This is a genomic window from Pseudomonas sp. B2M1-30, from assembly GCF_025447575.1.
GTDB classification, from domain to species: Bacteria; Pseudomonadota; Gammaproteobacteria; order Pseudomonadales; family Pseudomonadaceae; genus Aquipseudomonas; species Aquipseudomonas botevensis.
In genome coordinates this window covers 323,516-346,984 of sequence record NZ_JAOEJT010000004.1, presented here as the reverse complement: position 1 = coordinate 346,984, position 23,469 = coordinate 323,516, and the positions used below count along the sequence as shown (strand labels likewise).

The following is a 23,469-nucleotide window of genomic DNA, read 5'->3' as shown; positions in this document are numbered from 1 at the left end:
TCAGTCCCCTTCATCTGTCATCTTGAAACGTATTCCGGTCGAGCCAACAACCCCTTTCGCGACAATGACGGCGACAAAATCGGTATCTACTGGATCGTCGACCCTCATGGTCCAGGTAAATCCCTCCACGACGTTGTGGTAAGTACCCGCCGGGGGATCGAACAGGACAGATGTACCATTTGAAAAAATCGCCAGCTCGCCATTCACCATTTCCCGAGTGACCAGGACCTTGATTCCAATATTCCTGTTGCGATTGATCTGCACGGGAAACTGCAGGGGCAAAAAAATAGGAATGTTGTTCATCTGAACGATGGTATTGGCGTAAACCGGATTATCGACAGAGCTGACACAAAGCTCTTTCGAGAGCTGCGAAGCGCCCACTCTGGCCGTCAGCGTCACGAAGCTGCCCTCGGGAATCGCCAAGGGCACGAATGCCTGGGTTGCCATTCCATTTGCATCGGTGACGGACTGGGTGTCCGGCAGGCCGCTGAAGCTCCAGTTAACCGTGGTTCCAGCCGGGGCATTTTCGACTTTCAGGCTGGCATGCAACGTACTGCCGACAAACACGGCTGGAGCATCGGTTGTCAGAAGGGTTGGAGAATACTCGGGCCGCCAGATGTCGAACGCGAGCGTTCTCATGTCCCAACCACCGATCCCGCCCTTGACGATGGCATTCAAAGCGCCCTGCCCGACATCCGTTATCTTGAACGTCACATGGGCCACACCTTCGGCGTTGCTGGTCGTTGGCGCAAGGACGCTATCGGAAAACGTCCACATCACAACGACATCCGCCAGGGGTTCGCCGGTGCCTGGCGAGACGATCATGGCTCGCGCCGACACTTCATCTCCCGGATAACCACCCGGAGTATCGCTGACCAATTCAATGATGGCTCGGGGCGGGTTCAGCGTATATGCCAATGACACCGACGCTGAATGGCCCTGATCACCCACTCTGGCGGTCAATTTTGCCGGGCCGGGCACTGTCGGTACGAAGCGGATCCGCGCCACACCATAAAAATCGGTCACGCTGGTCACGTCGCCCAGCTCCAGGCCAGACCAGGTGACCGTCCATCCCGCCATCGGCTTACCGCTGATGCCAGACACCACGCGTACCTGCTCAACCAGTTCCTGTCCCCAGTCCAGCGCCTGGTCGGTGCGGCTTTCAGCCGAAATGTTCAATACCAGAGCTCCAGAACCCACCGACATGTGCATCGGCGGCGACAGGCGAGCCAGGCGCTCGGCAGCAAGACGCAGCGCGCAACTGCCGTCCTTCAGATCCTTTACGGAAAACGGATAGTGCAAGGCACCGTGGAACACTTGCGCCAGACCCAGGGTGTTGGCCGGGACGAAAGCGACCCCCAGCGCGGTTGGCGCATCACCGCTCATTCCCAAGGTCAGCGTGCGTCCGATCAGGGCATTGCCTTCGGGTGCCGAAACATCAAGCGCATGTTCTGCCTTGCGGCGCGGAAAGTAGGTTTTGTTTCCAAGTCGATCGGCAGGCAGTCCGTCGAAAGCGCTGAACATCTGCTCCCAGGGATCAACGGCCAAGGCATTGGCCGCTGTCGAGCGCGACTCTTCAAAGTTGTCAAAAAGGCTGCGGACCGAGCCCGTGACCACATGGACACCGGCGGCTTTCGGCTCATAGGCAAAACCGCTCGCGCCATCGGCGTCGGTCTGAACCTCAATGCGTTCACCTTCGGCTTCCCATATCACCGACGCGTCTGCTACCGGCCTGTCGGTGAAATGCGAAACAACCCTGGCCCGGATCCACGCCTTGTCCAATCCGATGACCGGGTCTATCGCCGGATCGCGTAGCTCGATCAGCCGGAGTTTGTTGTGCGCCAGCCGCATCGGCGTGGCCGTCGCGACAAAATCGAGCTGAGGCACAGACAGCGTCAGGTTGAATTGACCGGCCACCGCACCGGTAAAGTCCAGCGTCCACTGCGCCCCGTCGGCATTCAACGGCTGTGGCCGATCCAGCACGGGCGTGATCGTGGCCCCCAGTTCGGCGGCCGGCGTCCCCGTCCATTGCACAAACAGGTCCAGTCCCAGCAAGGGCGTGAGCGCGTTGGGCAACGCCCTGAACCCGTGCAGCGCGCCCAGGCAGGGATAAAACGCCTGACCGCTCAGGTGTGCTGAAACCTGATCGAGCAGCAAGCTCAGTTCCTCCCTGAGATCCGGGTGCAGCAAACGTCCGGACAACTCGCGAACACCGGGCTCACCCTCAATCCGCAACTCCACTTCGAACGGCCTGCTCTGGCTGGTGCCGATCGGCGATGAAAGGGTCCATTCCACCCCCTCGGCGAGCAGCGTTTTCGCAGCCCCCAGCTCACTGATGGACAGACCGATCACAGGATCCGCCTTGCGCCAATGCACACTGATGTTTTTTCCGATCCAGGGGCTGGCGGGAGTCGGCAAGACGTTCAGGGTGTGGGTCTGTCCACGGTGACAGAGCAACCCCAGCGTGTTGCGCTCAACTTCAACACCGTCGAGAAAAAACCTGACGTGGCTTTTCCAGGGACTGCTCGCAATCGCAGTAATGACGAAAGCTCTTTCGACCGGGACCGCATCCGGGTGCGCCTGAATCTGTACCGCAACGGTATGGTTTCCGGCGCTGGTCGGCTGCCACGAGAAACTCGCCCAACCACCCGCGCCCGTCGTCGAGTCAACAGAACTTCCGTCCGGCAGCCGCCACTTGGCCAGCGCGCCCTGCACCGGCTCACCCTGCCCCGTCGCCAGCCGATGCAACACCTCCAGCTGGACCGTCGCACGCTCGCCCTCATCCACCACGCACGTCTTGTCAGCTTCGCGCACGGCGCCGATCTCGATCTCGTTGCGTGCCAGGCGCATGCTTTTATACGGCGATGGCCTGAGCAGTTTCGAGCAGGTCAACTGCAACTCGAAGTTACCGTCCCGCTCATCCGCGCTGGTCAGTGTCCAGAGCAGTTCACGAGTAGAGGTTACCGGCACATTTTCCTTGATCGCGGGGCTGACGCCGACCTTCAGTTGCGCCTGGGAGTCGCCCTTCCACTCGACCGATATTTCGCTTCCCACCAAGGTCTCCGGCACCGTTGCCAACAGGGGATAAGTCGAACCCCGATTTGGCCACCCCGTCTTTAACGCCCAAGGGTTTGCCTCACCAGCGACAACGCTCATCACCTGCGGCCAGGGATCTGTCGCCAGCACCCGCACCTCCAGGTTCTGCGTCACCACACCCGACGCATAGAAAAGACTCGCGACCGAGGCCTCGACGGTAAAGGTGCCCGCGACATCTGGCTGGAAAGAAAAGTACGCCCAGCCACCCGCGTCCGTGACGGCCGCAACCTGAATCGATGTTCCGGCCACGGTCCAGGTAACGGTCAGCCCCTCAAGGGGTTCGCGCGTGTAAAACGAGGCCACGCGCACGCCCAGTTCGACGGACTCGTTGTGCTCCAGGACCGGGAAATACCCGGCCTCCTGCACTTGCAGAAATTGCAGGCGGTGATGCCACAACGAAGCCTTCAACTCATAGGGATCGGCACTGAACTGGTTGATCAGCGTGAGGGTCAGCGGGTGTGGTGCGGTCAGGGCGAGCGGCGGACAGCTCAGTGAACGCGGCACGTCCAGCGGATGATCCACCGGCCAGTCAGGCTCGGCGGCTATCGCCCCCAGTGGATTGTCATCGATCTCCAGAGAGTAAGCCGTACCCCGCCAGGTATTGGCGTCGGCGACGTCAAATACGAGCTGATGAACCCCAAGGTTATGTGCCCCCAGGCATAGCGGCACCCACGCCGTCGGCGGGTGTGATTGGTCGTCGAGGTTGAAGGCCCGCAACACCAACGGTTGCAGGTGCAGCTCGATAACGATGTCGGTGAAGTACAGCAAAAAATTATAGTCATCGGGCTCGCTCGGCGGGCTGGTCATACTGAACGTCAGCGTGGCACCCGCGCGGAACGCCGGGTCCAGCACCACTTCGTACTCGTCAGGTTCAAAGGCCAGCGGCTGCCCTTCGTTGCGCTGCCGCCCCGGCGGAATCTGAATGTCGAGGGGTGGCATCCCTTCGCTGCTGATGCGCACCAGCCCCGTGCCGGGATGGCGCGACTCACACAGAAACTTCAAGACATAGAGCGCTTTTGGCCCGGGGTCCAGAGGCGCGACGACGTCCTGGCTGACGGAGGCCGCATTCCCGACTGACAGGGTTCTGACGGGCAGACCGTTGTGCTCCTGCCCCACCACCTGAACCCAGGGGCTGCCTCTGGGAAACACCGTCCAATTGGTCAACGCCTGGCGGAATGCGCCGTTGATCACCAGACTCTGGTTCGCCCGTACATTCCGTTTACACATGGCGGCTCTCTCCTTTGCGCTTCTGGTTTTTGCCGGGGTTCTCGGCGAGCGTCACCATGTCCTCGACCTGACGTGTGAAGGTGGGTTCACCCGCCCTGGTGGTAAAACAGATCTCCAGAATGATGTCCGTCAGCGACGCCAGCATGGCGCTCTGCGGCGCTTTCAGCGGCCAGGGAAACTTCAACTGCCAGCAGGAAACCGCCCCGGTGTTTTCGAACGGATTGAGCAAGCCTTCCTCGGGTTTCTGGCCGGTCAGGCCGTTGTCGGCGATCCCGGTCGAGACAACGATTGACTGGCTGGCCAGCAGGTTGATCAACACATCGGCCGGCGCCACGGAACCGGCGGGCTGGTGCAGATGGGCCACCGACTGTGCCGTTGCCCGGGTGGCGATCCTGCTGCTGATCTGCACCAGCGTCGCATGCACATCCTGGTAAGCGCCTTTCATGACCGGCAGATGAACCATGACCGAACTGATCTGCCGGCAGTAATGCCCCGGATGGTCACGGTCAAACAGCAACTGGGTCAGGCAGAAATCCAGCGTTCCTTTGCTTTTCAACTGCGCCAGCGCTTCGTCCCAGTTGTAAAGCGCGAACTGCGGCTCCACGGTGTCATTGAACAATTGACGCAGGGATACGGTTTTGCGCAGTTCGAGGCGCCGCTGATAACGCTGCATGTAGTCATGCTCCATGCCCAGCAGCCACATCCGCAGATGCTCGCCGGACGTCAGACCGTGACGGGTGTCCAGCCAGACCTGGGGCAAGGGACGCGGCGAATCGAAATCTCCGGTCTCGGCGCTCATGGATGCCTGCGCACTGCGACACAAGCTGACCACCGCATCGTGAGCCTGATATTGCAGGGCCTTCAGTTGCCCCAGCATCCAGCGGAACAGCTCGGCCCGGGTCGCCCGTTTTTTCAGGAAGTTGTAGAGCGTCAGGGCATGGGCGTTCCCGCGCAGGGTCTGCTCCAGATGGGTTTCAGCCGCCAGGACCGACTGCCTCTGCGCGCTGATCTGCGCATTCAGCGCACGCACTTCCGCCAGTGCCTGGTCGCGCTGCAGGCCCCAATCATTACGGCGACGGCGATAGGCCTCGGTCGCCGATTGCTTATCGGCCTCCATCTGCTGCACCGAGGCAGCGACGTTCAGCCCGAACACCACGGCATCGGTGACTTTATCGATCTGGTGTCCGCCATTCGCCAAACCAAAAATTTTCGGTAACGCGGCAATGGCTGCGCCAACCGGTTTGATGCTGGACGCGATCAGTGACAGCTCTTTGGATAACTGGATCTTGTCCATCACCTCATACTCCACCGCCGATACGTCCTCGACATAGCGTTGCTCATAGGCGACGGCACGTTCCTGGGCCACGGCTCTGCTCTGTTCCAGCGCGGTCACTTGCAGGCGCAGCTGTTCGAGGGTCTGTTCCTGCATTCTTTGCGCGAAGTCGCCCAGCTCCACCAGTTGCTGTTGCTGCGTTTCCTGCAGTTCGGCCTGATCCGCCTGCTGCATCAGACTCAACACCTGGGCGCCGAAGTCCGACAGCATCTGCGCAGCGCGCATCCCGACCTCGAACGACATGCGCCAGCGGAAAGCGATGACTTTCAGACGACCGCCCATGGCTCTGGGCGTACCACTGTTTCCGCTAGCCAGATCGAGCAGTAACTGGCCAGGGTCGGCGGGGGGAGAGAACAAATCGATGAGCAACGGCGTGCCATCGATGCTGCGATTGTTACGCAGGTTATCCAGGCGCTCGCCCGGCAACGCGTATAGCCGGAGCAACTGTTCGTTGAGCGGATTTATGAAAATCTCGGAGCCGAGCAATCCCGAGCGGGCATCGGCATCGGTCGCCAGCGGGAAATCGCCAAGGTTGAACGCCAATGCGCTTTCAAACGCCTCAAGCCGGGGGCGTGATTCGCTGGCGGTCAAGAGATCGTCGAGCCGGATGGTTTGCCAGCGGTTCACTGCGCGAACCGACGGTTGCCTGCCCATCAGAAACTCGGCATGGACGTAACACAGCCGGGCCGCGACCAGACTGTCGCGGGTCAGTTGCCGATAGTGCCAGTCGCCCTTGGCAATCAGGGTCTGGACGTATTCGCAGAACACCAGAATCTGGTAGTGCCGGGGGGTTCCATAGCAAATGGCATCAGGGTCCATCGGGCGCCAGGCTTCGTGTCCCGGATTGCCATCGCCGTGCAATGCCCGGCACCGCCAGTACGGCGGTCTTGGGTTGTCCACGGGAGGATCATCAGGGTCGGCCGGCCCTTGGGGATCGAACAGGTAATTGAGCCAGTCCAGCGCCTCCTGGAAACGCTGCTCATCGCGCAGGCGCGTGGCGACCAGATGCGCCATGTGAAAAAACAATTCCCAGGCATTGCGGCCGTTGGCGCTGTCGAACATGCCATTGGTTTCAACGAACGGCGCACTCGAAGGCCCTGGCTCTTCCAGGAACTGAGTGAACCAGTCAAGCACGGCATCGACGGAAATGCTGGCACGCGCCACCAGTTCGGCACTGAAGAGCGTATTGAGCCGGGTGAACTTGAGCGCAAGGTGCGTCTGGTTGAATGATAGAAACTGCGCCGCGTTGCGCGTGTTCTTGAGCAGGGTCGGAACAACGAAATCCGTCAGATCCCTGACCCGCACTTCGAAACGCTTTGTACCTTGGGTGGTACTGCCGAAGGTGAAGACAACCGGTTGCGTCCAGGCCCCCTTGGCCCGGGTGAAAACCTGCGAAACGGTGCTCCAGCCTCCTGCCCGTGGATAGTCAGCGGTCTGTGGCGCAGGGTCTCCGGGCAGCGCGCCTTGCAGGGCCAGCGTCAGGGAAACGTCGGCTCCGGAAAGCCTTGTCGACCAGCAGTAGCCCTGAACAATCAGCACATCATCGCTGCCGACGCGATGCGCCGTGGCGTGCAGGCCCAGGAAATCCGTCAGCGCGCCTGCCGGCGCATCACTGGCCACCACCTGCGGCTGATTCATCAGTGGATGCTGAATCATGTCGATGCCCGTGAAACGGTCACTCGCCACATGCTCCAGCCAGGCGCCATCGTCATGGGCAATGGCCCGTAAAAACACGTCACGCACGACGCTTTCCCGGATGGCGCCAACGCCGGTTTTTTCGTTGGTCAGCAACACCCCGAGTTTGCCTTTGGGAACCTGATAATCCGTCCAGACCGTGACGATCAGTCGGGCGCCGACGGGAGAGGTTTTTTCCTGAAATTCCCGCGTGAGCAATGTTGTCGGCGGTGACCACTGATCGTTCTGGCGCTTGAAGGTCAGGTAAACGTCCAGTTTGTCCGGGAGAAACTCGTCCTTGTGTTCGACCCGGTCGCGCCAGGTGGCCCACACGACACACAGCCGCCCATTCCAGACCACCAGCCGCATATCCAGCACCTGGGCATCCACAGCCACACCCACGGGCAGCGGGTCACTCCATGCCGCCGGATTCAAGGCCGTTTCAGTGGCGCCCACTTCGACCTCGGCTTTTCGCCAGAAGAATTGAGGCGGGCTGCTGCGCGTACGACTGATGAAGTAGTAAACCGCCAGCTCCGGCGACACGCCGTGCATGTAGGCGCTGATCATCTCCAGATCACAGATTTTGACGAACGCTTCGAGATACGCCTGCATCGCGGTCTGCACGCTGTCAGTCGTCAGGCGGGTCTGGTTCAAGTCGTTTTCAAAGGTTTTGAACAGGCTGGTCTTGCCGATACGTACCGAAGGCTGAACGACGTTTTCCGGATAGGTCTGGAGTATTTTCACCGCCGCCCAGGTCGAGTAGTCAGCGGAAAACTTCCACGCCTCGAGATCCTTCGGCTCGAACTCGGTGTCCTCGAAACCTGGCTCGAGCTTGTGATACACCGCCCGAATGTACTGCTGCACACAACTCGTCGCTTCGGCCACCCAGGAGCTTTGCACCGCATGACTGTCCAGCGTATCCAGGCGCAGAAGCTCCAGCATGTCGGCCGGTGTTCTGGCGAACGGGTACTTTTTGACGTTGTCCTTGCGAAGCTGCCCGATGGCGTATGCGAGCAGCGCCTGACGACGCTTCTCCTGCAACCCGCCGATATTGCCAATCGATGCCATGGTCGTTGCTCCTGAAGCAATGAACGAAACCGCACCTGCCGCGTGCGATCCGGCTCAAGCCGGCGGCAGGAACCGTATCGGTTCGAAAATCGCGCTGTTGTTGCTGCCCTGGCTGCGCACGGAAAACGTGAACGTCCCGCCTTCAGGAGCGTGGATGAACACCTTGGTCAGCCCTTGCTGATCGGTGAAGGATTGCCCCGCTGGCCGGATGATGACCGGCTTGCCTTCATCGCCTGCGGCAGGCTCGGCAAACCACTCGATGAGCTGGTTCGGCCCACGGTTTTTGAAGTCGTCCCGCAGCTCGGCGTACAGCTGCACTTCCTCGCCCGCCGCTACGCTGGCCAGCGGAATTCGCGACATCAACGGGCCTGGGAAGAACAGTGTCGAGGCGTCGGGAACCACGCGAACTTCCGGCGCGTTGACCGGTTTGAACAGATCCATCCAGAACGCTGGCGTGTCGCTGCCCAGTACCTGGCCGGGGACGAACTCGGCCTTGAGTTCGCCGTTTTCATCGGTGATCTTCGTCGCGAGGGTGCCAAGGCTGGCTTGCCAGAACACCCTGATCCCCTTCAATGGCGTGCCGTCGGCATCCTTCAGCGTCACCGTGTAGGTGATGGTGTTATCCGAGTTGGCCACGACCTCGGTGTTATCCACCGTGCAGGTCCTGACGACCAGTTGCTCCACGTCACCGACAAGCTGAAGATCAACCGCTCGCGCTTGCGACTGGCTCAGCAGGGCGTGCTCGGCGGCGTCGGCATAGGCCTCTTTGTCGATGGCCTCCGGCAAGCTGCCAAGCAGAAAAATCGTCCGGGCATCCATACCGCTGTGCGCGGCCAGCGTGCGGATGCGCATCAACAGATCCAGTTGGCGCAGGGTTTTCAGAATCTTGAGCGACGGATCGATCCGGGCCACGCACTGGCGCACCTCCACAACGCTCCAGCGAAAGAACCCGGCCAGCTTGATGTAGCTGGCCTCCTGGGCAAGCCTCAACGAATCCCCGGCAATATTGCTTTGCAGGGTGTCGACGGCGCACAGGTAGTCCAGCAGAACCTGCGCGGGCTGCTCGCTCATCTCGAACGCACGGGTGAGCGCGGTCAGGTAATAGAGTGTGCTCATCGAAAACTCGTGTTTGCTCGACTGGCCGAGCCAGGCCCGATGACCGTAAGCCAGATACTCCTGCAACACGGCGACACTTAGCCCCAGTGTTGCGACGACCTCGCTGAGGCGTTGCACATTGGCCAACATCCTGAGCAGCGGATCGCCTTCGACGAAGCGTTCACCGCGCACGCTTTGCGGGCTCTGCGCGCCTCGCTCGGTGATCGCGCGCAACAGTCGATAGACCGAGGCATCGGCCCAGGCCAGAACGACCATGGCCAGCTCGGGATCAAGGCCGGTCAATACGGCCAGTGCCTCCCTGGCCACCGAGACTTGCGCCTCCCTGGCTTGCAGCAGGACACCGAGCATTCTTTCGACGATCGCCGCCCGCAGTTCGGCGGCCATCGCCGGGAGGCCATCCTGCACCGCACGGTCCAGGCGCAGACGAGCCTCGATCAGGTATTGAGATTCATCCACGGTGATCGCGAGCACCAGGCCATCGGCGTCCGCCAGCGAAGCCAGCAGACTGAGCCAGTTCCCCACGGGCACGGGCGGCACGTCGGCCATCAGGAATCCGGCATCGGTCAACAAGGCCGCCGGCAGCAGACTGGCAACCTTGTCGAAAAACTGCAGCTGCGCGGCGGAGGCTGTGCCACTGACGGGTGGCTCCGCCACCATCTGCAGCATCCCGAGTACCGCCAGGTTGCGCTCCTTGCACCAGCTCACGCACGAATGCAGGGCATAGATCAGGTTCAATACATCCGGCGCATCGCCCGCGCCGGTATTGATTTTTGGCAACCCCGCCAACCCGTTGAGCCAGCTGTTGCCGCCGCCCATCAAGGTCAGCATCAGTACGATTTCGACCGGGGTAACTCCCAGCATCCGCGCCAGCTTCACCAACCGATAAAACGCGGAAACCACCGCTGGCGTACGTTGCAGGTTTCTACCCAGCCCTTGCGCTTCGGCTATCGCCACGGCCAGGTAGCTGTAGGTCAGCAGATCGATCTGCAAACCGCTGCACAACTGAATGACGGTCGGGTCGCTGCTGCCCACGGCGGGTATCGCCGCAAAGTCCTCGCCATCGAGCATCAAAGGCTGGCGATAGTTGCCCTGGCCGTTGAACACCTGATCAAACAGCGAGAGTTCATCACCGATTCCCCACTGCGGCATCTCGTCCAGGAACACAGCGAAGTCCAGAGCAGCACACCCATAGCGTTCACGCAGCAGCCGGAACAGTCCCAGCGCATGCAACACGTTATCGGTTATCCACAACTCTCCCGCTTTTGCCCCGCCGCGAACTTCTGCGCTCATCGCGCAGACCAGCATCGTGTCCACCTCAAAACTGCGCAGGCCCAGCCATTTGTCCAGACGCACCTTGCGGTTCAGTCGATCGAAACGCTCGAAATCGGCTTCCGTGTCGGGCCCCAGATTGAGTTTCTGAATCTGCCCGTTCTCGACGATATCGATGGCAGGGCCTTGTGCGGCGTTGACGTACACCGCGCCGAAGCGCTCGCTTTCCGGCCTGGCTGGTGCGGTATCGGCGAACTTCACATTGGCCGAGCGTTGCGGTGCGAAAGCGCGAATCGCCAGGAGCGACTCGACATCGGCGACCACCAGTGCAGTCCGCTCACCGAAGAACTGGACCTGATCGAGGTTCTGGTACTTGTCGAGATTATCGGAGCCGAAGTTCTCGTTGAAAAAGGCTTCCCGGTCCGCAAAGACCGCTCGCGCTTGCGTCAACAATGTTCGCTGGTAAGGCCCCAGCCGCGAGGCATGGGCCAACGCGCGGCCGGCGTCGGCGTCCCAGCCATCGACCTGCAGAAAATAAGGAAACTGCAGGTCAACCATGTGGGCAAAATTACCCACCGACAGGCCCAGATGCTCGGCGATCGCATCGACGGTGACCCAATGCTGGAAGTAAGGCAGGTCATTGGGGTAGCGCGCCTCGATCAGGGCGTCCACCAGATTGGTCGCGGTGCCATGGGTCGTGATGAACACTTCCAGCACATGGTTGATGATGTCGACCGCCGAGACCGACTGGTAAACCGCGTTGAAATCAACCACCAACTGCTTCAAGTCAGTGCGCCGGTTATGCAGCAGGTAGTCCGCCTCGGTGTCACCGACGCTCTCGATACGTCCACTGACCCACTGCAACAACTCGACCAGATAAGCCACCGGCGACCAGAGGCTTTCCAGCGCGGTCGGTGGGCAGGAGCCGTCGAAGTCGGGGTTGAGCAACGTCTCGAAAGTCGGCCCCGCAACCATCGACAGCAGCCCGCTCGATGAAACGCTTTCCTGTCCGGCTGCGGTTTTTTCCTGCTTGCGGCCCGTCAAGGTATGTTCGATGAACCGGCGCCTGACGTAGATGGCCATACTGCTGGCCTGGCGCAGGAACACCTGCGCATCTTCACGGCTCATCCGGTAGTCCTTCACGAGGCCGTGAACACCCTTTTCCACCAGAGGAAAAATCGAACCGCCCGCGCTCAGGTAGGCGCTCAAGTCGGGGTATTTCTTGCCGCGCGTGCGCGTCGCGAACAACTGTTCATAGAGTTGCTCGGCAGGACGTTTGCGGTTCTTGGCCATGGTGATTTCCTTGCGGCAAAAGCCATCCCGACGAGCTGCTTTTGTTCGGCAGTTCATGTGTTCGGTTGGTTCGATTTGGCGCCCGTCGCCCGCTTTCGTCTACTGTCAGAAATGACAGTCAGGTCGACCGTTTATCGGACGATCGGTGTATGTTTTGCTCTGGCGTCGACGCAAGCACTTCAAAGCGCGAACTCATGACACGGTCGGAAATCGTCGCACCACCCGCGTCGTCGGTCAGGGACTGCTGGATCTGGCACCAATGGCCGCCAGACGGCAGCGCGGCCGTAGCCTCGCCCTGCCAGATACCGCCGGCAACCACAGCCACCAGCCACTCCCGCTCAGGGTTGAACCAACTGCGAACCCGCATCGTGCCGGCCCGGCCCTGACCAGAGAAAGACACCGGATCACTGACGTATTGCCCTTCGGCGGGTTTCTCGAAGACGGGCCGGTAAGTACCCAGAATCACGTTCCGCGCATCGGAGCCGTCCGAGCTGAAACCGTCGCACGAGGCCGTCGCATGCAAGCTGTTTTCACGCGAGGGCTGCCTGACATCCAGGGCCACTGACCAGGTCCGGTCGGCTTGCACCGTGGTTTCTCCTGCCTTCACCACTCCGACATAAATCATCCAGACGATGATGGTGTCCCCCGGCACGCCGAAGCCTGATGCGACCTCGCCCTGACCGACATGCGCTCCCGACACCGGGGTCTCCAGCACCGGAGGCGCCGGAACCACGCTGTAGTTGCGCGGCAAGCTGTCCCTGGAGGTCTGGTCTTCGAAATACTGTCTGGCCCAAAGGGTTTTATGCCCCACCGGCAATGTCACTTCACGCCTCCATTTGCCGTTGATGTCGATCGGCAGCTTTTCGAACAAAGGCTCGGCAGCGCCTTGCAGAAAAACATCGACGGTCCCCAGCGGCATGCCTTCCCCCTCGATCGTCGAGGTACGCAGCAACCTGCCGTCCTCTATCGGAGAAGTGAAACCTGGCGCCAGCAACACCACGTGAAAGGGGTGTGAATCACTGTCCGCCGACACCTGGCCGTCGATCGCCTGTCTTGCCCGCACCACCCAACGGCCGAATTTCAGTTTCTCCAGGGTGATTTCCCACGGCCCGTCGGCAGTCAGCGTGGCCGAACCCAGGTCGCTACCGCTCAAGTAATCAAACAAGAACAGCGTGGCCCCTTTCATGCCGTCCGTGCCTCGGAAGGTCACGTCACGACCGACGTCGGAATCCTTTTCCGGTTCGGTGATGACCGGCGGGATCATGGGCAGAAAGAGCAGGAAAGTTACAGTCGCCGCCGGCGAGGTCTGCTGGGCCGCCACTTGAGTCGCGGTGACGGTATGTTCGACACCCGGAGCAAACGGCTGCGCACGCTGAAACGACCATGTCCGGCCGCTCACCACGGCGGAATGCAAGGTGCTGCTGCCGCTGAACAAGAGACTCACCTGGGCGCCCGACTCACAGCTGCCGGTGAATGTGGGTGACAACCCCTCGGGTGGAACCCTGTCAATGCCAGGTGCCCTCGGCGGGATGCGGACTTTGTACTCGACGTCGGCGGATTGCTGATTATTCAACCATTGGCGGACGCGAACGATCCGGTCAAAGGTTGGCCCCCACTCGACATAGGCTTTGCTTGACCACCGGTTGTCGGAACCGACCTGGACATCCGGGGCAATCCGGGTGGTGCCGTCGACGTCATAAAGCGACACGGTAGCGCCCAAGACACCTTTGCCGGACAGGGTTGTCCAGTACTCCGGCGTAGCACTCACCTCGTAGGGCAGCGGAAAATTGAACAGATACTCGAACGCAAAGGGCGCCGACTCGATCCAGCCACCCGCGTTGTCGGGCACCTTTTGAATCGCACTCATCCGGTACAGACCATTGGGCCAGTTCGTTGCGCTGGTCTGCCACTTGCCACCGACCACCGTTGCCTGCGCCGGGGCCGCGCCACCGGGGCCGCTGACCACCGTGATCACGACAGTGGCGCCTTCGTAACCGTCACCCTCGAACTTCACGGTGGTTGCGCCAGGAACCGTGACATCGACTTTGCTCACGGCAGGCGGACGAACGTCAAAGGATCGCGGCTGGCTGAAGTCGGACGGAACGGTTTTATCGGTCTGCCGGACGACCAGTGAGCGTCGTCCCGGGTCGACTGTCACCGCCACACTCCAGATGTTGCCGGTGATTTGGGCTTCACCGACTTTGATGGAGTGGTTCAAGTCGAGAAAGACCTCCATGAGGGCTCCAACCACCCCGCCTGTGCCGCCCAGCGTGAAGGGACTGTTCTGGGTTGAACCGGCTGCCGGGCTGGTGATGACGGGGCGGTCAGGTTGCAGCCGTACTACAACAGGCACCGTGTTGGACCAACTTCTTCGCCCTTGCGGGGTGACCTGCTCTGCGTGAAAGACAAACGCGCGATTCGGTAACGGCTTGGTCAGTTGAAAATGCCATACCGAACCGTCAACGGTCCCCGTCCCATAGACCCCTCCGGCACCACCTTGCTCGTAGAGATGGATCGATGAGCCGGTTTGTCCTGTGCCAATGATCCATGGCAAGGGGTCGGTGATGATGTCACCTTCCTTGGGCGTTCGGATGACTGGCTCCAACGGGGTGGGCAACTGTATCTGGATGATGATTGGGGTCGCCCAGATGGTTCCCGTCCAGCCGCCATAGGTTTGTCCAACGACAATTTGATAGGTCCCTTCCTCTAATGGAGTCGTCGCAGTCAACGACCAATTTCCCGAGGCACCTACCGTGACCGGGCTACCGAGCGCAGTTCCCTGATGGCGCCAAAGCTGAAACGTGGCCCATGGCAGCCCTCTGCCCTCAATCGTGGGAGTTTTTGTATCGAAAACTTTCCCGGCAGGCGTAGTGATTACCGGCGGATCTGCGGCAAAAAAGGGAGTGGAGTTGTACCAGTCCCTCCACCGTCCATCAGACCACTTCCTGTAATGAATTTCGTGCTGCCCCAAAACAAGGTCGAAGTCGGTCGTTAAAATTCCTTCTCTTATCTGCCGGCTGTGAAATGCCCCGTTCGGACCGTGAAAATCAAATTGCTTTACGTCCCATATCGCCATATCGGGGGTGATCACTTGAAGCCCTTTGGCCCTTGGGATAAAGGCTCTGGCACCTGGAGACACTAGAGGTCGGTTATCCATGAAGGGCTCAGATGCCCCGGATAACGTCCCGGCATCGCCAGCGGGCTGAAAAACCTCAGATGATTCACCTTGCGGGTCTTTTTCGACGTCATCATCTTTTGCGTCCATGACTGGCTCCGTGACCGGACAAGGGCCTGATAATCCGTAAAAGCATTGAATGCCCAAGCCTCCTGTCGACACACCTGACAGTTCTGACAGTCCCGACCAACGGTAACCTTTCCCACAACCCCACCCGGCGGGGTCTTTCATCCGTCAGCGCGGGGCTACGGCGTCTTGCACCTTTGCCTACACATTCCTCAGAAACCGCCGGCTTGTGCGCCTTGGCGCTGCCCCGTAACTTGGTTCGCGTCGCTGCCAATCAGCGATCGGGTTCAGTCGCCCGGGGTTCTCAGCACGTTGCGCATCAGCGTCATTCAGTCGGGTATTCCCTATCCCCGTACTTAAGGGTGGCTGTTCGCAGGACGCCCCAGGGCGTGCCGGTACGTGCACTCCCGGTCGACTGACCTGCTTGCAGCCGCCAGCCGCCTGTTTGGTCACAGGTCAGGTGTTGAGAGAACCCTGGATAACCAGCGCTGAATGGAAAGGTGTCTGGAGTGACGCCTTCGCGGGCAAGCCCGCGCCCACAAAGGCAACAGATTGCGATGTAGGAGCGGGCTTGCCCGCGAAGGCCTTGGTAAAGGCCGGCCCTCAGGCCGAAGCAGGCAACGGCTGAAAACTGAAGTATTGCTTCAACGCCTCGACCAGTTGTCCATATTCCGGCGGAGCCCGTTGCAGGCTGAAGCCGGCGTCGTAATGCAGGGGGGTCGCGTCTTCGTGGCACCACAGGCAACACGCACAGAGGTCGATCACCTGCAGGCAGCCCTCGCCCACCGGGATCTTCAGACGCAGATTGAATTCGGCACCGATCATCATCGGCAGCTGGCTGATGAGCATCAGCCCGTCTTCGGAGACATTGCCGAGAAAGCCGATGGGCTTATCGGTGACGCTGTTGAACACTCGCAGAAAATACGGCAGCTGGTGCCGTTCGATTCGACGGTCGGTAAACATGCGCAGTATCGCCCTGCAAGGCTCCTGACGGAGCCACACTTTCGCTTCGGAACGAACCTGCGTGGCAGGTACGCTCTCCCCGCTCCCGGTGTGACGGTCGCTACAACGCCGTCACGTCGACTTCTGCCAGTCGCAGGTGTTGCGCCAGTCTGGATTCAAGGTTCCGGACCGGTGTCATTCGACTATAGCTCACCTTGTACACACAGCCAGCTTTTGTATGACATCTGTCATCAGAAGCGGGTCGGACGCACCACGGCGGCTTCGCTGCGAGTCGGGTAGTGGCCCAGGCTCTGCAGGGTTTCCAGGCGCGCGCGGGCGCGGTAGGCGTATTCGCTGTTGGGGTACGAGGCGATGATGAACTGGTAGGTCTGCGCCGCATCGACGAACATTTTTTGCCGCTCCAGGCACTGGCCGCGCATCATCGACACTTCCGGCCACACATAAGGACGGGCACGGCTGGCGCGTTCGACCTTGGACAGTTCGAGCATCACCTGCTCGCAATTGCCCCGGTCATAGGCGCTGTAGGCATTATTCAAATGATGGTTCATCGACCAACGGGTGCAGCCCGTGACGCTGATAACAGCAAGGGCAAGGGCGGCAATGGGCACGAATCGCATGAGAGATCTCCTGTCTTGTGCTCTGTATCGACCCCGGGCGGGAAATCTTCAGAACCGTTTGTGCCGATTGTCGTGTTCAATAAAGAAAAGAATAAGTAGTGCAAACGAACAATGACTACACCCCAAGAGCATAGTAGCCTTCGCTGGCGCTTGAACTCAGGAGACCTTGCATGTCCGTCCGTCGTACCAAAATCGTCGCTACCCTTGGCCCGGCCAGTAACTCGCCGGAAGTTCTCGAACAGCTGATTCTGGCTGGCCTGGACGTTGCCCGTCTGAACTTCTCCCACGGCACCCCCGACGAGCACAAGGCTCGCGCGAAACTGGTGCGTGACCTCGCTGCCAAACACGGCCGCTTCGTCGCCCTGCTGGGTGACCTGCAAGGCCCGAAAATCCGTATCGCCAAATTCGCCAACAAGCGCATCGAGCTGAAGATCGGTGACAAGTTCACCTTCTCCACCAGCCACCCGCTGACCGAAGGCAACCAGCAAGTGGTCGGTATCGACTACCCGGATCTGGTCAAGGACTGCGGCGTGGGCGACGAGCTGCTGCTCGACGACGGCCGCGTGGTGATGCGCGTCGAAACCGCCACCGCCACCGAGCTGAACTGCGTGGTGACCATCGGCGGCCCGCTGTCCGACCACAAAGGCATCAACCGTCGCGGTGGCGGCCTGACCGCTCCGGCCCTGACCGAGAAAGACAAGGCCGACATCAAGCTCGCTGCGGAAATGGAAGTCGACTACCTCGCCGTGTCCTTCCCGCGTGACGCCGCCGACATGGAATACGCCCGTCAACTGCGCGACGAAGCCGGCGGCACTGCCTGGCTGGTGGCGAAGATCGAACGCGCCGAAGCCGTGGCCGACGACGAAACCCTCGACGGCCTGATCAAGGCTTCCGACGCGGTCATGGTGGCCCGTGGTGACCTGGGTGTGGAAATCGGCGACGCCGAACTGGTGGGCATCCAGAAGAAAATCATTCTGCATGCACGCCGCCACAACAAGGCGGTGATCGTCGCGACCCAGATGATGGAGTCGATGATCCAGAACCCGATGCCGACCCGCGCCGAAGTGTCCGACGTAGCCAACGCCGTGCTCGACTACACCGACGCCGTGATGCTCTCCGCCGAATCCGCTGCCGGTCAGTACCCGCTGGAAGCCGTGCAGGCCATGGCGCGCATCTGCGTCGGCGCTGAAAAGCACCCGACCAGCAAGACTTCCAGCCACCGTATCGGCAAGGAATTCGAGCGCTGCGACGAAAGCATCGCGCTGGCGACCATGTACACCGCCAACCACTTCCCGGGCGTCAAGGCGATCATCGCGCTGACCGAAAGCGGCTACACCCCGCTGATCATGTCGCGTATCCGTTCTTCGGTGCCGATCTACTGCTTCACCCCGCACCGTGAAGCCCAGGCCCGCGCGGCGATGTTCCGTGGCGTGTACACCATCCCGTTCGACCCGGCCTCGCTGGAGCCGCACGAAGTCAGCCAGAAAGCCATCGACGAGCTGACCAAACGTGGCGTCGTGGAGAAAGGCGACTGGGTCATCCTGACCAAGGGCGACAGCTATCACACCACCGGCGGCACCAACGGCATGAAGATCCTGCACGTTGGCGATCCGCAGGTCTGAGTGACACGCTGAAAACCAGAAGCCCCGGCATGTGAGTGTCGGGGCTTTTTCGTTTCGGGTGAGGCTTGGCTTCTCAGTGCCGTTTGATAAACCCGGTCAACGCCGCCAACGCTTCCGGCGAGCGCAACCGCTGGGTAAACAACGCCCCCTCCTCTTCAATCACCTGACGAATCAACCCACGATCCGGCGACTTCATCAGTTGCTTGCTGATACGCACCGCCTCCACCGGCATTTCGTCGAAACGCAACGCCATCTCCCGCGCCTTGGCCAACGCCGCTTCCCCGCTGCCCAGCGCCTCGGTGGCAATTCCCCACGCCGCCGCTTGTTCACCGGTAAAACCTTCACCCAGCAACAGCAACTCGGCCGCTTTGGCGTGCCCGAGCAAACGCGGCAGGATCAGACTGGAGGCGAATTCCGGACACAGGCCCAGGTTGACGAACGGCATGCGCAAACGCGCATCGCGGCTGACGTAGACCAGATCGCAATGCAGCAACAGCGTCGTACCAATCCCCACCGCAGCGCCCGCCACGGCGGCCACCACCGGTTTGCGGCATTCGAGCAGGTTGAGCATGAAGTGAAACACCGGGCTGTCGAGGTCGCTCGGCGGTTGCTGGATGAAATCGGCGATGTCGTTACCGGCAGTGAAGCATTCGGCGCTGCCGGTGATCAGCACGGCGTTGATCTGCGGGTCGCTGTCGGCCTGTTTCAGGGCCTCGGCGAGACGGCTGTACATGGCGCGGGTCAGGGCGTTTTTCTTGTCCGGGCGGTTGAGGCGCAGGGTCAGCAAACCGCGTTCGCGTTCCAGCAGGATGGCTTCAGTCATGACGTGTCTCGCGTCTGAAAAGTCAGCGCTCAACCACGGCTGAGGAACACGTCGGCCAGCAGTTGATTGCGCGGCAGTCCGGCCAGGTACAGACGCCGGGCGAAGGCGTCGACACTGGCGGTCGAGCCGCAGACTAAGGCCAGGGTTTGCCGGGAAACAAGCCGCAGTTGCGCCAAAGCGCCCGGCAACTCGGCCGTCGTCCACAGCTCGACATCGAGGTTTTCACGCTGGGCGGCCAGTGCTTCAAGGGGTTTGGCCAGGTAGTGCCCGGCGGTGTCATGGGCCACGTGAATGATCCGGATGGCGCCCCGGTGATCCTGACGCAAAGCCTCGCGCAGCACCCCGAACAACGGCCCCAGCCCCGTGCCGGCGGCCAGCAGCCAGAGTGGCCGTTCGTGCCAGGCCGGATCGTAATGCAGCGCCCCGCCGCGCAGTTCGCCGAGGCGGATCGCATCGCCGATCTGCAAGCGTCGCGCGGCGTCGCTGAATTCGCCGGGCTGACGGCAATCGAGATGGAATTCGAGAAAGCGGTCTTCCTCGGGCAGGCTCGCCAGCGAATACGGACGTGCGACATGACCGGCCCACAGCACCAGATGCTGGCCGGCGCTATAGCGCAGGGGCCGTTGTGCAACCAGGCGCAAGCGCAGGACGCTGTCGCTGAGCCAGTCCAGCGCCTCGACCGTCGCCGGACGGCCATCGGCCTGCGGATCGAAGGCGTGGATCTGCAAGTCTTCGGTCACCTGACACTGGCAGGCCAGCCGCCAGCCCTGCTGACGCTGCTCGACGCTCAAGGCATCCGGGCGGCTGTCGGCGGGCAGGCCCTGCACACATTGCACCAGACACGCATGGCAACTGCCGGCGCGGCAGCTGTAGGGCACCGCCACGCTGTTCTGGTTGAGGGCATCGAGCAGGTTGCTGCCCGCCGCCACCGACCATGTCCGCTCACCGACCCGCAATTCAGGCATCGACGTTCTCCCACGCGGCCGCGCAGCGATTGCGGCCGTCGCGCTTGGCCCGGTACAGCGCCTGATCGGCACGCTGCAAGGCATCGTCCAGCTCATCGCCCAGTTCGAGCAGAGTCATGCCCGCCGACAGGCTGAGGCTCTTCACATTCAGCCCGACCAGCTCGACGTCGGTGAACGCAATACGCAGACGTTCGCAGCAGGCCGTCAGGCGTTCGGCGTCGCAGTCGGGCAGCAGCACGACGAACTCCTCGCCACCATAACGCGCCAGCACATCGCCGTCGCGCAGACAGGCCCCGGCCACGCCGGCAAAGGCTTGCAGCACCTGATCGCCGGCCGCGTGACCGTGCAGGTCGTTGATGCGTTTGAAGTGGTCGAGGTCGATCAGCGCCAGGCCATGCACCACCCCGGCTTCCATCGCATTGAGCTCACGGGAAGCCAGGCGCAGGAAGTGCCGGCGATTGAACAGGCCGGTCAATTCGTCGGTGGCAACCAGATCCTCCAGCTGACGCATCATCCCGCGCAGGGTGTCCTGGTGCGCCTGCAAGGCGAACCGCCGCTGGCGCATGCGTTGCCGCGACAACTGGACGAAGCGCGCGTACAGCACCAGCCACGCCAGCACCATCAGCAGCACGCACACCTGCAACGCCGACAGCGCCGGGTCCGCCAGGCGCATGTGGTAGCCATCCCACAGGGTAATGGCGCAAAAACTGAAGAACACCAGCAACGCGCATCGCACGAACGCGCGCCGGGATAAATGGAACAGGCCGAACAGCAGAATCAGCACGTAGAACACCAGGAACGTGCCCCGGGCATCGTCCAGATGCGCGATCAGCCACGTCTGCCAGCCGAGGCCGAGCAGCACTTGGGCTTCGGTCAGGCTCGGGTCGCGAAAGCGCAGGTTGCGCCCCGACCAGAACAGGGAGAACAACCCGGCCTGAGTGATGACCACCAGCGCGCTGCCAATGGCCACGTCTGCCAGCGGTTCTTCGTAATGTCCGGTAAAAAACGCGAGCCACAGCAACAGCAAGGCCAATCCATAGGTGGCTGCGGCAAGGGCGAAACGTTTAAGCAAAAGGCGCTGGATGGCGTTATGGGTCAATCGTTGACTCACCGTGCGATGGAAGGCTGACCGAGTGTCCTACTCTACAGACCGGATGCCACTTTAGTGGCGTGAGAAAAAAATCACCATCGATTTTCGGGCGCAAAAATTGGCGTCAAATGCATGACCGGCATGGGCAGCCGAAAGCCCCCTCACCCTGACCCTCTCACGGAGGGAGAGGGAACTGACCGGGGTGTTCCTTCGAGATACACCGACCTGAAATATCGCGCCGAACACCGGCTTGCGCTTTCCCCCTCGCCTCCAGGGGATGGCTCGACGTGCAATCCCCCTGCCCGATATTCGCCCACTCATGCGACCAACGAATGACTGCCGGCGCGTGTCAGCGCCGGGGAGGCGCGGTATACTGCCGCGCCTTTTTAGCGTCGCGCCAGCAGCCCCGGCGTGCCTTGAAAGGTGCTTGCGACCGACCGATGCACCCAAGCCGCAGGCACCTTATTGAATGTTCCCGTCTTTTAGAGGAGCGCGACTCATGACCGTGATCAAGCAAGATGACCTGATTCAGAGCGTTGCCGACGCCCTGCAATTCATTTCCTACTACCACCCCGTGGACTTCATCCAGGCGATGCACGAAGCCTACCTGCGCGAAGAATCGCCAGCGGCCCGTGACTCGATGGCGCAGATCCTGATCAACTCGCGCATGTGCGCCACCGGCCACCGGCCGATCTGCCAGGACACCGGCATCGTGACCGTGTTCGTGCGTGTGGGCATGGACGTGCGTTGGGATGGCGCGACCATGAGCCTGGACGACATGATCAACGAAGGCGTGCGCCGCGCCTACAACCTGCCGGAAAACGTCCTGCGTGCCTCGATCCTGGCCGACCCGGCGGGCGCCCGGAAAAACACCAAGGACAACACCCCGGCGGTCATCCACTACTCCATCGTCCCGGGCAACACCGTGGAAGTGGACGTGGCGGCCAAGGGCGGCGGCTCCGAGAACAAGTCGAAAATGGCCATGCTCAACCCGTCCGACTCGATCGTCGACTGGGTGCTCAAGACCGTTCCGACCATGGGCGCCGGCTGGTGCCCACCGGGCATGCTGGGCATCGGCATCGGCGGCACCGCCGAGAAAGCCGCAGTGATGGCCAAGGAAGTGTTGATGGAATCCATCGACATCCATGAGCTGAAAGCCCGTGGCCCGCAGAACCGCATTGAAGAGATGCGTCTGGAACTGTTCGAGAAGGTCAACCAGTTGGGCATCGGCGCCCAGGGCCTCGGTGGCCTGACCACCGTGCTCGACGTGAAGATCATGGACTACCCGACTCACGCCGCCTCCCTGCCGGTGTGCATGATCCCGAACTGCGCCGCCACCCGTCACGCGCACTTCGTGCTCGACGGCTCCGGCCCGGCCTCGCTGGAAGCACCGCCGCTGGACGCCTACCCGGAAATCGTCTGGGAAGCCGGCCCGTCGGCCCGTCGTGTCAACCTCGACACCCTGACCCCGGAAGACGTGCAGAGCTGGAAGCCGGGCGAAACCGTCCTGCTCAACGGCAAGATGCTCACCGGTCGCGACGCCGCGCACAAGCGCATGGTCGAGATGCTGAACAAGGGCGAAACCCTGCCGGTGGATCTGAAAGGTCGCTTCATCTACTACGTCGGCCCGGTTGATCCGGTCGGTGACGAAGTGGTTGGCCCGGCCGGTCCGACCACCGCGACGCGGATGGACAAGTTCACCCGTCAGATCCTCGAGCAGACTGGCCTGCTGGGCATGATCGGCAAGTCCGAACGAGGCCCGACCGCCATCGACGCGATCAAAGACAGCAAGGCCGTGTACCTGATGGCCGTCGGCGGCGCCGCCTACCTGGTGGCCCAGGCGATCAAGAAGTCCAAGGTCCTGGCGTTCGCCGAACTGGGCATGGAAGCGATCTACGAGTTCGAGGTCAAGGACATGCCGGTCACCGTCGCGGTGGACAGCAAAGGTGAATCGGTACACATCACCGGCCCTGCGATCTGGCAACAGAAGATCAGCGAAAGCCTGGCGGTTGAAGTGCAGTAAGCTTCAGCTCCGATAAAAAAAGCCGGGCGGTCAGCAATGACCGCCCGGC

General features: G+C 61.4%; 11 protein-coding genes. 2 read left to right on the top strand and 9 right to left on the bottom strand.

What is annotated here, in order from left to right; all coding sequences use genetic code 11:
* The 6 genes from N8H74_RS10980 to N8H74_RS10955 form a co-directional block, all read right to left on the bottom strand.
* A complete protein-coding gene (locus tag N8H74_RS10980) occupies nucleotides 1–4,323 on the bottom strand; it encodes an Ig-like domain-containing protein (RefSeq protein ID WP_262147508.1) in 4,323 nt (1,440 codons plus the stop codon).
* The gene (locus N8H74_RS10975; protein WP_262147506.1) at nucleotides 4,316–8,398 is read right to left on the bottom strand and encodes a neuraminidase-like domain-containing protein; all 4,083 of its coding nucleotides are present in this window, start codon (nucleotides 8,396–8,398) and stop codon (nucleotides 4,316–4,318) included. Before N8H74_RS10975 ends, N8H74_RS10980 begins: the two co-directional genes overlap by 8 nt.
* 54 nt (nucleotides 8,399–8,452) lie before the next feature.
* Nucleotides 8,453–12,076: a Tc toxin subunit A gene (locus N8H74_RS10970; RefSeq protein WP_262147505.1), complete on the bottom strand. Its 3,624-nt coding sequence runs from the start codon at nucleotides 12,074–12,076 to the stop codon at nucleotides 8,453–8,455.
* A 118-nt stretch (nucleotides 12,077–12,194) separates the two neighbouring features.
* Nucleotides 12,195–15,341, bottom strand: a complete 3,147-nt coding sequence (locus tag N8H74_RS10965) for a hypothetical protein (protein WP_262147503.1) — start codon at nucleotides 15,339–15,341, stop codon at nucleotides 12,195–12,197.
* A 579-nt stretch (nucleotides 15,342–15,920) separates the two neighbouring features.
* Nucleotides 15,921–16,280, bottom strand: a complete 360-nt coding sequence (locus N8H74_RS10960) for a PilZ domain-containing protein (RefSeq protein ID WP_217832802.1) — start codon at nucleotides 16,278–16,280, stop codon at nucleotides 15,921–15,923.
* A gap of 230 nt (nucleotides 16,281–16,510) precedes the next feature.
* The gene (locus N8H74_RS10955) at nucleotides 16,511–16,897 is read right to left on the bottom strand and encodes a tetratricopeptide repeat protein (protein ID WP_217832801.1); all 387 of its coding nucleotides are present in this window, start codon (nucleotides 16,895–16,897) and stop codon (nucleotides 16,511–16,513) included.
* 170 nt (nucleotides 16,898–17,067) lie between these two features.
* Between N8H74_RS10955 and pyk the strand changes: the two genes are divergently transcribed.
* Entirely contained in the window at nucleotides 17,068–18,519 is a 1,452-nt protein-coding gene (pyk, locus tag N8H74_RS10950) for a pyruvate kinase (RefSeq protein WP_262147500.1), read from the top strand.
* Nucleotides 18,520–18,592: 73 nt separating this feature from the next.
* On the opposite strand, the gene N8H74_RS10945 is transcribed toward pyk, so the two are convergent.
* From N8H74_RS10945 to N8H74_RS10935, 3 genes are read right to left on the bottom strand one after another with little or no spacing between them, the layout of a single operon-like run.
* Nucleotides 18,593–19,342 carry an enoyl-CoA hydratase-related protein gene (locus tag N8H74_RS10945; protein WP_217832799.1) on the bottom strand — a complete coding sequence of 250 codons (750 nt, stop codon included), beginning with the start codon at nucleotides 19,340–19,342 and terminating at the stop codon, nucleotides 18,593–18,595.
* Between the two features lie 29 nt (nucleotides 19,343–19,371).
* Entirely contained in the window at nucleotides 19,372–20,307 is a 936-nt protein-coding gene (locus N8H74_RS10940) for an iron-sulfur-binding ferredoxin reductase (RefSeq protein WP_262147498.1), read from the bottom strand.
* Complete coding sequence (locus N8H74_RS10935) at nucleotides 20,300–21,406, bottom strand: GGDEF domain-containing protein (protein ID WP_262147496.1); 1,107 nt, start codon at nucleotides 21,404–21,406, stop codon at nucleotides 20,300–20,302. Before N8H74_RS10935 ends, N8H74_RS10940 begins: the two co-directional genes overlap by 8 nt.
* Before the next feature lie 490 nt (nucleotides 21,407–21,896).
* Between N8H74_RS10935 and N8H74_RS10930 the strand changes: the two genes are divergently transcribed.
* Entirely contained in the window at nucleotides 21,897–23,420 is a 1,524-nt protein-coding gene (locus tag N8H74_RS10930) for a fumarate hydratase (protein WP_217832796.1), read from the top strand.
* The last annotated feature ends 49 nt before the right edge of the window (nucleotides 23,421–23,469 follow it).

Bases quoted from the DNA above. Each gene is read 5' to 3' on its own strand.
- N8H74_RS10980 (WP_262147508.1), bottom strand. From the start codon at position 4,323: ATGTGTAAACGGAATGTACGGGCGAACCAGAGTCTGGTGATCAACGGC.
- N8H74_RS10975 (WP_262147506.1), bottom strand. From the start codon at position 8,398: ATGGCATCGATTGGCAATATCGGCGGGTTGCAGGAGAAGCGTCGTCAG.
- N8H74_RS10970 (WP_262147505.1), bottom strand. From the start codon at position 12,076: ATGGCCAAGAACCGCAAACGTCCTGCCGAGCAACTCTATGAACAGTTG.
- N8H74_RS10965 (WP_262147503.1), bottom strand. From the start codon at position 15,341: ATGGACGCAAAAGATGATGACGTCGAAAAAGACCCGCAAGGTGAATCA.
- N8H74_RS10960 (WP_217832802.1), bottom strand. From the start codon at position 16,280: ATGTTTACCGACCGTCGAATCGAACGGCACCAGCTGCCGTATTTTCTG.
- N8H74_RS10955 (WP_217832801.1), bottom strand. From the start codon at position 16,897: ATGCGATTCGTGCCCATTGCCGCCCTTGCCCTTGCTGTTATCAGCGTC.
- pyk (WP_262147500.1), top strand. From the start codon at position 17,068: ATGTCCGTCCGTCGTACCAAAATCGTCGCTACCCTTGGCCCGGCCAGT.
- N8H74_RS10945 (WP_217832799.1), bottom strand. From the start codon at position 19,342: ATGACTGAAGCCATCCTGCTGGAACGCGAACGCGGTTTGCTGACCCTG.
- N8H74_RS10940 (WP_262147498.1), bottom strand. From the start codon at position 20,307: ATGCCTGAATTGCGGGTCGGTGAGCGGACATGGTCGGTGGCGGCGGGC.
- N8H74_RS10930 (WP_217832796.1), top strand. From the start codon at position 21,897: ATGACCGTGATCAAGCAAGATGACCTGATTCAGAGCGTTGCCGACGCC.